The organism is Enterococcus sp. (genome assembly GCF_022711995.1).
In the GTDB taxonomy this organism is placed as follows: domain Bacteria; phylum Bacillota; class Bacilli; order Lactobacillales; family Enterococcaceae; genus Enterococcus_D.
Genome location: NZ_JALAHI010000129.1, coordinates 1 through 14,622, shown reverse-complemented (window position 1 = coordinate 14,622; position 14,622 = coordinate 1). Strand labels below are relative to the sequence as shown.

The following is a 14,622-nucleotide window of genomic DNA, read 5'->3' as shown; positions in this document are numbered from 1 at the left end:
AGCCGCAACTACGATGGCTATATTCAAAAAAAATGCTCCTGCAATTTAGCAGGAGCATTTTTTTGCTTCACCTTCCTAATAGATCTACGCCAAAAAACGTTTCTGGATCAGATCTCCTAATCAATTCTTCGGAGAGTTCTTAAATGGCTTGCAGCAAGTCATACTGGGATTGATACAAGTGATGGTATAACCCTTTTAGCGCCATCAATTGCTCATGATTGCCAGATTCTGCGATTTTGCCCCCAGCGACATAGAAAATCCGATCGGAATTTTTGATGGTTGATAGCCGATGGGCAATAATAAAGGATGTCCGTCCTTCCAAGAGTTTCAACAGACCTTCTTGTAATAGTTCTTCTGTCTTGGTATCGATACTTGAAGTTGCTTCGTCTAGAATTAATATCTTTGGATCTGCCAATAGAGCTCGGGCAAAGGAAATCAGCTGCCGCTGTCCGGCGGATAACGTGCTTCCCCGCTCTTCAACAACTGTATGATAACCATCCTTCAACTCTTTGATGAACTCATGGGCCCGAACGATCTTCGCTGCTTCGATGATTTCTTCCTCAGTTGCCGCTAAATTCCCATAACGAATATTTTCGATGATCGTCCCTGAGAAAATAAAGGTATCTTGGAGCATGACCCCCATTTGTGAGCGCAATGATTCCAACGTCACATCACGAACATCATAGCCATCCACTTTAACACTGCCTTCATTTACATCATAAAAACGACTTAACAGATTAATGATTGTCGTCTTACCGGCACCTGTAGGACCAACCAATGCAATACTTTCCCCTGCATGGATATGGAAATTGACATCAGACAAGATATTTTTGCCTTCTTCGTAACGGAAAGTCACATGATCGAAAGCCACTTCCCCTTTGATGCTCGGCAATTTTTTGGCATCTGCTTTATCTTCGATATCCGGTACTTCATCCATCGTTTCAAAAATCCGTTCCAAGTACGCTGTTGCTGTGATTAATGAATTGTAGAAATTCCCGATATTGATCACTGGATTCCAAAAATTATTGATGTAACTAATAAAGGCAATCAATGTTCCTGTGCTGACTTCGACACCGATTTGGCGGATCCCAACAAAGTAAATCAAGCACGTCGTAATCACAGAAATATTTTGCACCCCTGGCCACATCAAAAATTGGACCCTAACAGCTTTCATCCAAGACGTGCGGTAATCATTGCTGACTTCTTCAAAAATTTGAGCATTTTCTTCTTCACGAGCAAAGGATTGGGTAATTTTGATGCCCGCAATGCTCTCATGAATGTACGCATTCAAATTGGACTGTTTGTTGCTTAAAATCTGATAGGCTTTCCGCTGCTTGTTCTTGATCACCATCACCATCACAAAGAGAACCGGTAAGAGTGCCAGTGAGTACAATGTCAGTTTGACATCGATGACCAACATGAAAATCAGTGTGATCACCACATTGAAAATATCTGATATCAAGTTGATCAATCCATTGCTTAATAGATCACTCAATGTATTGATATAGTTGACCACCCGAATCAAAATCTTTCCATGAGGTCGCGTATCAAAGTAGGAAAAGGGCAAGCGTTGTAAATGCTCAAAGATATCATAACGCATGTCTTTTAGGACATCTTGACCAATATTGGTAATATGATAAATCCGGTAACGCATGCACAGTCCAATGATCAGTAATGTGACTACAAATGCGACACCAATCAAGATCAGTTGCATTTTATTTTTATCAGGAATGGCCGAGTCGATCGCAATCTTAGTAAAGACTGGCGCGAGCATTCCCGCTAAATTGGCTAAGATGATCGTAAAAAGGACTTTGCTGATACTTGCTTTATAAGGAACGACATATCGCGCCAATCGTTTAAAGTCTTTCCAGCTGAATTCCTGTTCCAGTTCTTCATCCACGTCAAATTTATTCCGCGCCATTGTCCTCACCTCCCGTCAATCCTAATTGTTTACGATAAACTTCATAATACTTGCCTTTTTTGGCAACGAGGGCTTCATGGGTGCCTTGTTCGACCACACGCCCTTTTTCCATCATTAAAATCTGATCGGCTTCACGAACCGACGAGATTCGATGGGCAATGATAAAGGTTGTTTTTTCCCCCGTCAGCTTGGTTAATTCTTGTTGGATTTTCGATTCTGTTTCCATATCTACCGCTGAAGTGGTGTCATCAAGGATCAAAATCGATGGATCTTTCGCCAACGCACGGGCTAATGAAATACGTTGCTTTTGGCCGCCGGATAATCCAACGCCCCGCTCACCGACGATGGTTTCATACCCTTGAGGCATTCGGGAAATAAAGGTGTCGGCATCCGCTACCACCGCCATTTGACGAATAAAGTTTTCATCTGCTAAAGGATTACCAAACGCGATATTGTCAGAGATCGTATTAGAGAACAGGAACACATCTTGCATAACCATTGAAATGTTCTCCCGCATTTGGCGAACCGGATATTCTTTCGCATTTTTGCCATCGATCAGCACTTCCCCTTCCGTCGGATCATAGAAACGTCCCACAAGGTTGACCAATGTCGTTTTACCTGATCCGGTTTCGCCTAAGATCCCTAGCGTTTGTCCGGGACCGATTTTAAAGCTCACATCTTCCAAAACATTTTGCTCGGGATCATCGGAAAAATGAAAGGAAACATGTTTAAATTCCACAAAGCCTTTGATAGGTTCCAAGGCTTTCGTTTCATGGACAGGAATTTTTGATTCTTGTGCGAGCATTTGACGAATCTTGATACAAGCTGCTGAAAAGCGTTGGACATCATTGATCAGCCAGCCACTCATCCGCATCGGGTTGTTCAACATCCACAAATACCCATTGAATGCCACTAGATCCCCTAATGTCATATCTCCATTGATAACAAAGATTCCTCCTAGTACCAGAGCAATGACATTCAAACTACCTGCCAAGCCATCCAACCAGGGCAAATAAGTCCGAGAGACTTCAGCCGAAGCCATATTGCGGGTCTTGAAATCTTGGTTGTAGGCTTTAAACTTATCGATCTCATAATTTTCTCGGGCAAATGCTTTAACGACACGATTGCCGCCAATGTTTTCCTCCACCATCGAGTTCAAGCGAGAAAAGCTTTCACGAATCTCAAAAAACAAGGGATGGGCTTTTTTTGACATTTGATTCGTCAACAAGAAGATGATTGGCGTCACAGCGACTAAAGCAAGCATCAATTTCCAGTCAATGAAACTCATAACCACTACAGCTGAGAAAAACCACAAAAAACATTCCGCAATGTTATAGGTCACCCATGACACAAAGTGCCGAATAGCATCAGTATCTCCTGTCATACGCGCCATGATATCCCCCACTCGCGTATGATTGAAGAAGTCAAAATCCAATTCTTGCAGTTTATGATACAAATCTTCCCGTAAATGATAAAGTGTGTTTTGCCCCACACGTTCAAATAAAAGTTGATACGCATAGCGGACAATGGTTCGGATAACAGTCGTTGCGATCATAATCAGTAATAACGGAATCAATAAGTGCGTTTGCTGCTGATTGATCACATCATCGATCACCATTCCTCCTAAATATGGATTGACGACGATCAATGCCGCATTAATAAGTAAAAAGAGCATTGCTAAAATGATTCGGCCGCGATTCTTTTTCGCATATCGCCAGATCCATTGTGTGTTACTCATCTAATTCCCCCTCTCGTTGTTAAGCTTAGCGATTTACTTGACGATTAAAATGGTTTTTCTTACTCATTTTGATGTAAAATATTACTAAGAAGTCGTCGCCCTGATATGAATCAGGTTCAGATAGCATTGGAGTGATAAATGAAATGAATCTCGTAAATTCTAGAACCTTTAACCCGGAAATCATCTATTTGTTTGACCCTTGGACACAATCGGAAAGCCATGGAGAAATGCACCACCACGATTTTTTAGAAATCAGCATCGTCTTAGAAGGAGAAAGCAATTACTATTTTGAAAACGCCCCTGCGGCTAAAATCAAGGCAGGCAGTATCATGTTGTTTAACCCTGGTGTCAATCACTGCGAATTTCAGGAGCCTGGCACATGCTCTCATCAATTGCATATCGGGTTGAAGAACATTTCTTTAGAAGGATTCAAGCGCAACTTTTTCCCCAATAAGCAACCGTTACTGGATTTAGGAAAATACCATCACCAAGTTTTGGATAAAGCATGGCAGCTCGTTCGGGAAAGCAATGAGGAGCAAGATGAATTCCAGTTGATGCAAAAAGCGCTGATCATTGAGATGTTGGTCTACATATTGAGAGGCTTAAATGACAAGCGGCTGAATGTGGTCCCTTATCTCACGAAAAGTCAGCGCCGCCATCAACAGATCGTTAACTATACTATCTACTTTTTGGAGAATCACTACAAAGAAGAGATCACATTGGAAAAATTGGCTCAAGATCAATTTCTTAGTCCAACCTACCTTTCAAAAGTCTTTAAAGAAGCGACTAGCGTTAGTCCGATTAATTACTTGATTGAAATTCGCTTGAAACGGGCCCGCGATATGTTGACAAATGAGAAGCTGACCATCAAAGAAGTCGCTTCGGCTGTTGGGTACCAAGATGCTTATCACTTTAGCAAGTCTTTTAAAAAACTTTTTGGCGTCTCTCCCTCTTCTGTCATCCCTAAAACGAACAAGTAGAAGAATTCGCAGAAACACAACTTCAATAGTACAAAAAAGCGAGGAGCCTCTATACATTAAGAGGCTCCTCGCTTTAAGGAAAATATCTATTCTTATAAAAGCGGCTTCCTAGCTTTTTCACCGAATAAAATAATCCATAAACAGACTCGCGATATTGAAATAAATCAAGACACTGGTCAAATCACTTAGAGTGGTGATAAAAGGCCCACTGGCAACGGCTGGGTCAAAGCCCAATTTGTCCATTAGCATGGGAATTAGACTTCCTGCGAGATTCGCTACTGTAATGGCACACATCATGGCCATTCCGATGACAAAACCTAAGATCGGGTTTTGTTTCCAGACGGCTACAATCGCAAAAATCGTTAACCCAGTAACTGCACCGGTCACTAACCCTGTCAGCACTTCACCAATCACCGTTCGCATAAAGCTTTTTTCTTTGTCATCGGAAATGGCTAGTCGGCGGACCGCCACGGCTAAGGATTGCGTACCGGCGTTTCCTGCCGTTCCAGTGATCAATGAAATAAAGACAGCTAAAATACTTGCTTCACTCACAAGTTCTTCATAGTGGCTGATCAAGCTAGCTGTGGCCATTCCCAAAAAAAGCAATGTAATCAGCCATGGCAACCGGCGTGACGAAGCTTTCACAGGATTTTCACTGACTTCTTCTACGTTGACCCCGGCCAACCCGGAATAGTCGCTGGCTGCTTCATCATCGATAACGTCAATGATGTCATCGACCGTCACGATCCCTAGAAGATGGTCGTCGTAATCCGTAACAGGCAATGCTAGAAAGTCGTAATCCCGAAACGTCTGAGCAACATCCTCCTGGTCATCCCCTACGTGCACGGACATAACCCGTTCATTCAAAATATCTGCGATCATCGTATCATCATCATTGATGATCAAGTCCCGCAAAGAGATAACCCCGACCAATTTGTTATCAGTATCGACAACATAAATGTAGTAAATCGTTTCAGCGACATCCGCGGCATTTTTCAGGACATACATAGCTGATCGGACCGTTTGATTAGCCACGATCGAAACAAATTCCGTAGTCATCAATGATCCGGCAGTTTCATCTTCATAATGAAGAAGCTCTTTGATTTCGCTGGCATCTTCTGCCGGCATCAAACTCAAATACTTGGCCATTTGCTTCTTGTCTAATGTATTCAGAAGATCCACCGCATTATCGGTGTACATTTCCGATAGCATATCAGCTGCGTAACCGGGACGCATTTCAGACAGATACTCTGTCATATGCTCGTCATCTTCTTCGATCACATCAAACATATCCGCCAATTCTTTTGGAGAAAGGTAGGTATAGACGATTTGACGTTGCGACTCATCGAGAGATTGGTAGAATTGTCCCTGTTCATAGATATGCAGATCCAAAAACACTTCCCGGAACTTCTGGATATCCGCTTCATTCAACGCCTGAGTCAGCTGCTCAAAACGTTCATTTAATTCTTGATTTTCATCCAATCTCTTCACCTCTATTATTCACTCATTGCTTGTTTGATTGTTTCCATATCTGACGGCAATGCTGCTTCAAAGTGCAACGATTCACCGCTGAAAGGATGGGTGAAATCCAATTCGCAGCAATGCAGCGCTTGACGTGCAATGCCTAGATCCATCGCACCGCCATACAACTCGTCACCTACTAAAGGACAATTGATCGCAGCAAAATGGACGCGAATCTGATGCGTACGGCCGGTATGAAGAAGGATCGAGACTAAAGCCGCCTGCTGATCTCTTTTTGTCAACCAGTATTCCGTACGGGCGGATTTCCCTTCCATACTTGTTTTTCGTTTTAATAATGAACTGAGATCTCGTGCAATCGGATAAGTGATTTCTCCGTGGGATGCCAATTCTTGAATTTTTCCCGCCACAATGGCTTGGTATTTTTTAATCAATTGCTTTTGCCGCAACTGAACATCTAACTTTGCATGAGCAAAGCCATGTTTAGCAAACAACATCAATCCTGAAGTGTCTCGATCCAAGCGAGTAACCACATGAATGACTTGATCTTGATAGCCTTGCTGCTTGTAATAGGCTTTGACGCGATTGGCCATCGTTCCATTCGGATGATATTGAGCCGGGATCGAGGCAATGCCTGCTGGTTTATTTATAATCAAAAGATGTGGGTCTTCAAAAACGATCTCGATTGGCGTCTCATCCAATAAGACCGTTTCGTGTTCGCCTTCATCTGGGATCACAATGGTTACCGTATCATTTTGCTCCAAAGAATACAAGACATTTTGTCTCTGTTCATTGACAAAAATCTTGCCTCCTTGAAATTTGATTTTTGCCAACAATCCTTTGGAAATCCCCTGCTCTTTCAAAAAATATTTTAGTTGCTGCGGCTCTTGTCTTTCGTAACGATAAGTAAATTCCATAATTGTTAAATTTCTCCAATAAACGCATCTTTGACACGATTCCAGAAGTGCATATGCCGATAAGAGGCAAAATGGATTCGTTCGTCGGCAATACGGTAATAAATCGCATCGATTTCTTCTTGTTCAATCGTAAACTGATCCACAGTGACCAGATAATCGGTACTAGCTTGCAGTTTGACTTTGACCCATTCATGATCTCCAACAATGATCGGTGAGCCCAGCGTCCGAAACACCCGATTATTTAATGAAGCAATCTCTGCTAATTGAAAAGCGTTGATACTAGGGTGTAAGACTGCTCCCCCCACACTCTTATTGTAAGCTGTTGACCCGGTAGGCGTTGAGATCGACAACCCATCTCCGCGAAATTTCTCAAAAAGGTCTTCTTTGATTGAAATATCAGCTACCATCGTGCGATTGCCTCGTTTGATGGTTGACTCATTGAGGGCTAGAAAATGCTTGTCCGACTTTCCATTTGTATAAGTGATCCGAACATCCAACAAAGGATAGCTGACACTCTTTTGGCGATCATTGCACAATGTATCTACCAGCTCTTCTAGTTCATAGTCCCGCCAATCTGTATAAAAACCTAAATGTCCGGTATGAACGCCTAAAAAGCGGACATCTGCTAAACGATGGCTGAATAAATGGAATGCAGATAATAAGGTGCCATCCCCACCGACAGAAATGACCAACTCTGGGTTCTCTTGGTCAATTCTATTTTCCGACTGGGCTAACAATTCCGTCAATCGTTGGGTGACAAGCATCGATTTTTCTTCTTGATTGTTGATGATCGCTACTCTGATACCTGTCATATGTCATCCCCCTGCCGCTTTTCTTGGTGATTCCCCTTACCATGAGAAAAAAGCCGCTGTGCCTCTTGGATCTCTTCACGGATATTCGACATTTCTTCATCTAATTGGTAGGCAGCTTCCGCAGAGCGACGCAGACGTTCACTGATCTCATCAGGAAATTCCCCTTGATATTTATAATTCAGTGAATGCTCAATGGTTGCCCAGAAATTCATTGCCAATGTCCGGATCTGGATTTCCGCTAGGATGATCTTTTCACCATCGATCAGTTGCACCGGGTACTCGATCACAAGGTGGTAGGAGCGATAACCACTTGCTTTTTTGTTTGTGATGTAATCCCGCTCAATGATCACCTTCATATCATGTCGCGTGCGCAAAAGATCAACGACTTGATGAATGTCTTCCACAAACTGACACATGATCCTCAAACCAGCAATATCTGACATTTCCTCTTCTAATCGATCCAAAGGGATTCCCCGTAATTTGCTTTTCGTTAATATACTATCGACTGGTTTCACACGACCCGTGACGAATTCGATCGGCACGTGTTTATTCTGCTCTCGATATTGTTTGCGGATTCCCCGCAGTTTTACTTTTAGTTCTGATACCGCTTGTTCATATGGTGCCAAAAAATCTTCCCATTCTCGAATCATTTCTATCCCTCGATTCTTTTCATAACATACGAATCTATTTTACCACAATCACTATGGAAAACAGAATGTTCAATCGTGACCACCAGCAACAAAAATAACGAGAATTCTTTATTTTTTTCTCCTCAAGTGTTATCATTTGACTTATTTGAGATCATTATGTAAACTTGATGAACTGTAAGGAAAGAGGCTAACAATGACAAAACAAATAGAAATAGAATTTAAAACATTGTTGACTCAAGAGGCTTATCAGAGAGTCATTGCTTTCTACCAGCTTGCCCCCTCCGCATTTCATACGCAAACAAATCTTTATTTTGATACACCAGATAATCAGTTAAAACAAAAAAAGTTTGGGTTGCGGATTCGTATGATGGAAGACAAAGCAGAATTGACGCTTAAATCACCCCTTAAAGAAGGTTTATTGGAAACGACAGATTCACTTTCGATCAACGAGGCGGTGACTTTGCGGGAGAATCAAACCATTTTGCAAACAGGGACAGTGGCAGCTTTTTTGCGGGAGGCGCAAATCGATCCTGCTGCGGTAAAACCATTTGCGGAATTAACGACTCGCAGAGCAGAATTCAATGTGCCAGCTGGCTTACTCGCCTTAGATGAAAGCTGGTATGGTCAAGCCCATGATTATGAGCTCGAACTAGAAGTTGCGGAAGCTTCTTCAGGAGAACGAGCGTTTTTGGCATTGCTTGAAGAGCTGGATATTACCTACCAACCTGCCAAAAATAAAATTCTTCGTGCCTTAGAAGAAACATTGCAAACAAAGAACTCAAACAAATTTCAATAAGCGTTTTTAATTTAGAATAATTTCTGTATATTAAATATATACGATAGAAAAAAGAATCTTAATTGGGGAGAGATTCAGATGATCGAGATTTATTTATTTGTGAATCCGATAGGACCAATTTGTTATCAATCAGAATTAACCTTATTGGATGCACTAAGTGACCAAAGAAAAAAAATACAATTACACATATTACCAATCATGAATTTGCACACTGTTGGAATTTCGATGGACTATCTTTCGATGGACAAGACGGACTTAGACTTGCGCAACCAGCAAACCAATCAGATCTACGAAGCATCGCTCGATTATAAGGCCGCTCAATTACAAGGCAGAAAAATCGCTCGTGATTTTTTACTTAAACTTCAATGTCAAGTTGGTGTCAACAACGAACCCTATTCACCTGAATTGGTCAAACAACTATTTGCCGAAACAAATGGCGATCTTGAAATGTTCTTAGAAGACCGAGCATCTGAACTGATCAAACAAAATTTTGCTGCTGATCAAAGCGTTGCCAGAGAAATGGGCATTTCAATGTCTCCTTCGGCAGTGGTCTATAACTTCGGATGCGAACGAGATTACGGGGTTTTACTTGAAGGAATGGAAGCTCTTAGAAACATTCCGCTCTTATGTAAGACTGATCAGGACAACTATCGGTTCTTCTATCAGAAGAAAGAAGTTCGCGATGCCAATGTCCGCCGGATTGAATCGATGAATCGGCGACTGGTATTGCTTTGAATCAATACCAATACTGCTAAGCGATAATCCCCTCTTTTTACGGGTTTTTCACTTGGCTTTTTTGTTGTCTTTTTCCTCTTTGACATTCCTTTTAATCATTGGGAACTAGATTTTGCCATTCTTAGTCCCATATCTCTTAATTGCAAACTATTACTTCTTCTCGTTACTGGTCCCTAAGCAACCAGAACTCTTCCTTTCATGTCCCCTTTTTCTACCTTCCAACCAATCACTCAAACCTATTTTTTTTAGTAAAAATGCACCCTTTCTATCCGAAAAACGGCATAAAATCATTTCATCTTCTTACTTTTTGTTCTGGCTATTGCTGCGGCATTAGGAACAACAAAGTCGCCGAACAATCGATCAACGATCATGCGGCGACGCTGGTTTATGCTTCTAATTCTTTCACTAATGCTTCCAATTCATCCAAACGTTGCTCAAAAACTTTCATCGCATCTTTGATGTAATCGGCTTTGGTCATATCGACTCCGGCTTTTTTCATCACTTCGATCGGATAATCACTGTTTCCAGATTTTAAGTAGGTCAAATAATTGGTTAACGCATCTGGTTCTCCTGCTAAAATTTTCTTAGCAAGTGCAGAGGCAGCTGAAAAGCCTGTTGCGTACTGATAGACATAGTAATTGTAGTAAAAATGAGGAATACGAGACCATTCTAAACGGATCTCTGGATCTTTTGCTACAGCAGGTCCATAGTATTTGGCATTCAACTCACCGTAACTATCGCTTAAAAATTCACTGGTTAATGGGGTGCCTTTTGCATCTTCTACGTGCATAAAGTGTTCAAACTCAGCAAATTGTGTCTGACGGAAAATCGTACCTTTGAATCCATCAAGAAAATGATTCAATACATACGCTTTTACCCGTGGATCTGTTTCTGTTTGCAAGAGATATTCCGTCAAAATATTTTCGTTGGTTGTTGAAGCAATTTCTGCCAAGAAGATAGAATAATCGCCATAGACATAAGGTTGGTTGCTGCGAGTGAAATAACTGTGAACACTATGTCCCATTTCATGCACCAGCGTGAATAATTGATCCAAGCGATCATTCCAGTTCATCAAAATATACGGCAATGTGTCGTACGCACCTGATGAATAAGCACCACTGCGTTTGCCTTTGTTTTCAACGACATCGATCCAACGGTTCTCAAACGCTTCATTAACAACGGACAGATATTCTTCGCCTAGTGGTTTCAAGGCTGTTTTGGCTTTTTCCACCGCATCTTCGTAACTATAACGAATTGGCGCTTCCCCTAGAATCGGCGTATAGACATCATACATATGAAGGGTATCAACCGCCAATAAACGTTTCCTTAATTCCATATAACGGTGTAACAGCGGCAAATGTGTATTCACCACATCTACTAAAGTATCATACACACTTTCAGGAATATGGTTGGCACTTAATGCAGCTTGTCGAGCAGAATCATAGTGACGAGCCTTAGCTTTGAAGTTATGGGCTTTGATATTGGTGCTTAGTGTTTGAGCAAAGGTGTTCCGGAACTGCTCATAGACCCCATACAAGCCCTTAAAGGCAGCTTCTCGAACCGAACGGTCTGTATTTTCCATCAATTGACCATAGACGCCATGAGAAAGCTGCACTTTTTCCCCATTCTCGTCTTCAACAATTGGAAATGTTAAATCAGCATTGTTCAAGACAGAAAAAACATTCCCCGGTGCGCCAAAGATTTCGCCAGCACCAGCTAATAAGGCTTCTTGTTCCGCTGGTAGCACATGGGGACGATTGTTGACGGTTTTTTCAATCAAATGACGATAAACGGCTAATTCTGGGTCTTGTTCAAAATAGCCCCAAATCATTTCATCTGTCATTGAAAGCAATTCAGGATCAAACCATGCAATGGCTTCACTCACTTGGGCAACAAGATTGCTGGCTTTTGCGTAAAGTCCCTGATAGGTAGTATTAGCGGTATCTTGATCATTTTTTAAGTGGCTGTAAACATACAATTTTTCTAGCTTACGAGAAATAGCTAAAACAAATTCTAATGCTTCTTTGAATGCTGACGGACCTTGCGCCAATGTTCCCTTAAAGTCATCCGCCTGTTTCAACTCAGAAACGATCTCTTGAAATGCTTCCTCAAACGCTTGATCATCAGCATAAATTTTTGTAAGATCCCACGTTAAAGCCTCCGGCAAATCGGCACGATCTGGTAATTGTTTTGTTTCTGTCATATTCTTCACTCCTTATAGATACTAGAATAATCTTAACATACTTTTGCCGGGAACCAAGCCTTGCGAATCAAAAAGCTTGAATTTTCTGGAAATCAGAACATTCTTGATAAACCTGGCGCAACACTTGATTTTGATCGATCATGGGAAAAGACCAGTGCCCATCACATCTTTGTACCTGACTTACCCATTGGGAGAAACTCTGTGACGGCTGCTGATAAAAGATGTAGCGCCACACTAAGAGGCGATGCTCAAGCAAAAAGCTTGTGATACTAGGACGATAGCACCAGTGAGGCAGATTTCCGATATGTCCGCCAAGAGGATAAAGAAGTGCTTGAATGTGGAGAATCTGTTTCTGCTGTTGAACGAGCTTATGCAGCAGCCAAACACGATAGGCTTCTGGCTGCCACTTCAGTCTTTGACTCGACTCAATTGAGATACCTAGTAAGGACGCTTGGTGGCCGATAGGCTCCCCTTTTGAAAAATAATGGGTCCGAAATGAAGTACCAAACTTGTAATGCCAATGGATGGCGTATAGCAAACCAATGCGTTGGTCTTTCGCATCCAACACCCATAAGTACCCGCCTACTCCTTCTGCAAATCGGCAAGCTGCTTTTTGTAACAGGGTCCAGCGCCGATGAAGATGAGGCTGCAGGCGCCTTCCTAATAGCCACCAAGGAAAATAGCCAAAGTCTGTATAGTTCTTTGTCCGTACCATGAAACGCTCCCATGTCAGTGGTGAGCATTGCACTTCAATCGCAGTCTGACCGACTAGAAGATCCGGCCGCTGCTTCAAGTCTGGTAAGTAAGCTTCCATCTCACACTTCTGATCTGCGAACCAGTCATAGAGCAATGCTTTTGCTACGATGTGCTCTTCTGTTTCTCCCTCGCTAAACGTCTCGCACCGCGAGGAAGCATAATGGGAGAAATGAGGCAGCTTATGTTGCCCTTTCTTTAAGATCACAGGATTGCGACACCCGGGACAATAAAAGGGCCCGGAACCTCTCTCCGCCTGATTGGCTTTGATTCGTTGCTGTTGCTCATCATATGCAATAATCATCTTTTCACCTCGAAAAAAAGTACGCAAAAAAGACGAGGAAATTTTCGAAAAGCATCGATTTCCTCGTCTTTATTCATTGGAAAAGATTAGTTCTTGAAGTAATATCTTGTCAGTTCTAATGCATCGTGTTCCATAATGAGTTTTCCATACTCTGCTAAGACTTCTGATGTGACTGGCGTTCGATTTGAAAATTCCATCAAATAAGCCAGTGCATTTTCTACTTCGATGTCTGTGGTATCATTATCCAAAAACTGCACTTCCAAATAGTAGCGATCATTCATCTGGTAAAGATTCGTTGTAACAGAATCTAAATAAACTTCGGAAGCCAATTGGACCATTGATTCAAAGCTGTTCAGTTCAAAAATAAAACGATTCCCTAATTCAGGCTGAGATTCTGTCTCTTGTAATTGTGAAGCGACATGCTTCTTCAACATATCTGTAATGTCGTCAGTTGAGCCATCGCTCATATCATCAAAATTTTCCATTCCTTCAGGCGGTAGATTTTTGCTGATAAACAGTTCTAAGCCATCCCCTTTTGGCAAGACTTGGAATGTCACCGCTTCACTGCCTTTAAATTCTTCATCAATATCTACTTCTTCTAATATACTATAAAAAAAGTTTTCAATCTCATTGTGATTTCCAAGAAGGTCAAGAAAAGTGATGCCCCTAGCAGCTAAATCTTCGCTCTTGATCAGTACACGGATCGTATTTTCATTGATATGTTCCATTTCCATATTAGCTACACCTCACTTTTGCTAATCACTATAGGTTCATTTTAACGAAACCTGTTGAAAAGTAAAGAGAAAACGCATATCCTCTTAAGAAAATTGTAAAATAGCAAAAAAAAGAGACCAGTCTTTTCATTTACTGATCTCATAAATATCTGATTTTTTATAAGCCTGCCATCAATTGTGCTTGACGTAATTCGAGTTGACGAACACCTCTAGGCAAGAATCGACGGATTTCATCTTCGTTAAAACCAACTTGTAGTCGTTTTTCATCGATCATGATCGGACGGCGCAATAATCCAGGATTTTCTTGAACAAGTGTCAATAAATCTTTTAGTGGCAGGTCATCTAGATCCATGTTCAATTTTTGAAAAACTTTCGATCTTGTAGAGATAATTTCTTCTGTACCATCTTCTGTCATTTGTAAGATTGCTTTTAGTTCAGAAATATTCAAAGGTTCTGAGAAAATATTTCTTTCAACAAAAGGAATCTCATGCTCTTGCAACCACGCACGAGCTTTGCGACAAGATGTGCAACTTGGGGAAGTATATAGTGTCAACAACGTGCATCTCTCCTTTTTTAAATTACATTCACAAGCACTGTGTC

13 protein-coding genes are annotated in these 14,622 nt (G+C 41.5%); 3 read left to right on the top strand and 10 right to left on the bottom strand.

The annotated features are described in order from the left end of the window. Positions 1–139 precede the first annotated feature (139 nt). Together Q0A12_RS12880 and Q0A12_RS12875 are read right to left on the bottom strand one after the other, a co-directional pair. The gene (locus tag Q0A12_RS12880) at positions 140–1,921 is read right to left on the bottom strand and encodes an ABC transporter ATP-binding protein (RefSeq protein ID WP_291293039.1); all 1,782 of its coding nucleotides are present in this window, start codon (positions 1,919–1,921) and stop codon (positions 140–142) included. Next, positions 1,908–3,659: an ABC transporter ATP-binding protein gene (locus Q0A12_RS12875; RefSeq protein ID WP_291293038.1), complete on the bottom strand. Its 1,752-nt coding sequence runs from the start codon at positions 3,657–3,659 to the stop codon at positions 1,908–1,910. The genes Q0A12_RS12880 and Q0A12_RS12875 overlap by 14 nt, the downstream gene beginning before the upstream one ends. A gap of 143 nt (positions 3,660–3,802) precedes the next feature. Between Q0A12_RS12875 and Q0A12_RS12870 the strand changes: the two genes are divergently transcribed. Beyond that, entirely contained in the window at positions 3,803–4,639 is an 837-nt protein-coding gene (locus Q0A12_RS12870) for an AraC family transcriptional regulator (protein ID WP_291293037.1), read from the top strand. A 117-nt stretch (positions 4,640–4,756) separates the two neighbouring features. Here the strand turns inward: Q0A12_RS12870 and mgtE are convergent, their stop codons facing one another. From mgtE to Q0A12_RS12850, 4 genes are read right to left on the bottom strand one after another with little or no spacing between them, the layout of a single operon-like run. Further along, entirely contained in the window at positions 4,757–6,121 is a 1,365-nt protein-coding gene (gene mgtE, locus Q0A12_RS12865) for a magnesium transporter (RefSeq protein ID WP_291293036.1), read from the bottom strand. A gap of 14 nt (positions 6,122–6,135) precedes the next feature. Further along, positions 6,136–7,035, bottom strand: a complete 900-nt coding sequence (locus Q0A12_RS12860; RefSeq protein ID WP_291293035.1) for an RluA family pseudouridine synthase — start codon at positions 7,033–7,035, stop codon at positions 6,136–6,138. 5 nt (positions 7,036–7,040) lie between these two features. Further along, positions 7,041–7,838 (bottom strand): NAD kinase, encoded by a 798-nt coding sequence (locus Q0A12_RS12855; RefSeq protein WP_291293053.1) that lies wholly within the window; start codon positions 7,836–7,838, stop codon positions 7,041–7,043. A 5-nt stretch (positions 7,839–7,843) separates the two neighbouring features. Continuing rightward, positions 7,844–8,497, bottom strand: a complete 654-nt coding sequence (locus Q0A12_RS12850) for a GTP pyrophosphokinase family protein (RefSeq protein WP_291293034.1) — start codon at positions 8,495–8,497, stop codon at positions 7,844–7,846. A gap of 193 nt (positions 8,498–8,690) precedes the next feature. On the opposite strand from Q0A12_RS12850, the gene Q0A12_RS12845 reads away from it, so the two are divergent. Both Q0A12_RS12845 and Q0A12_RS12840 read left to right on the top strand, forming a co-directional pair. Continuing rightward, positions 8,691–9,293, top strand: a complete 603-nt coding sequence (locus Q0A12_RS12845; RefSeq protein ID WP_291293033.1) for a CYTH domain-containing protein — start codon at positions 8,691–8,693, stop codon at positions 9,291–9,293. A 78-nt stretch (positions 9,294–9,371) separates the two neighbouring features. Then, positions 9,372–10,028: a DsbA family protein gene (locus Q0A12_RS12840; RefSeq protein WP_291293032.1), complete on the top strand. Its 657-nt coding sequence runs from the start codon at positions 9,372–9,374 to the stop codon at positions 10,026–10,028. Positions 10,029–10,413: 385 nt separating this feature from the next. Here the strand turns inward: Q0A12_RS12840 and pepF are convergent, their stop codons facing one another. From pepF to spxA, 4 genes are all read right to left on the bottom strand, one after another. Then, entirely contained in the window at positions 10,414–12,231 is a 1,818-nt protein-coding gene (pepF, locus tag Q0A12_RS12835; protein WP_291293031.1) for an oligoendopeptidase F, read from the bottom strand. Positions 12,232–12,298: 67 nt separating this feature from the next. Further along, positions 12,299–13,288 (bottom strand): competence protein CoiA family protein, encoded by a 990-nt coding sequence (locus tag Q0A12_RS12830; RefSeq protein WP_291293030.1) that lies wholly within the window; start codon positions 13,286–13,288, stop codon positions 12,299–12,301. A gap of 86 nt (positions 13,289–13,374) precedes the next feature. Continuing rightward, the gene (locus tag Q0A12_RS12825; protein ID WP_291293029.1) at positions 13,375–14,022 is read right to left on the bottom strand and encodes an adaptor protein MecA; all 648 of its coding nucleotides are present in this window, start codon (positions 14,020–14,022) and stop codon (positions 13,375–13,377) included. Positions 14,023–14,179: 157 nt separating this feature from the next. Next, on the bottom strand, positions 14,180–14,578 hold the full coding sequence (gene spxA / locus Q0A12_RS12820) for a transcriptional regulator SpxA (RefSeq protein ID WP_291293052.1): 399 nt from the start codon (positions 14,576–14,578) through the stop codon (positions 14,180–14,182). Positions 14,579–14,622 lie beyond the last annotated feature (44 nt).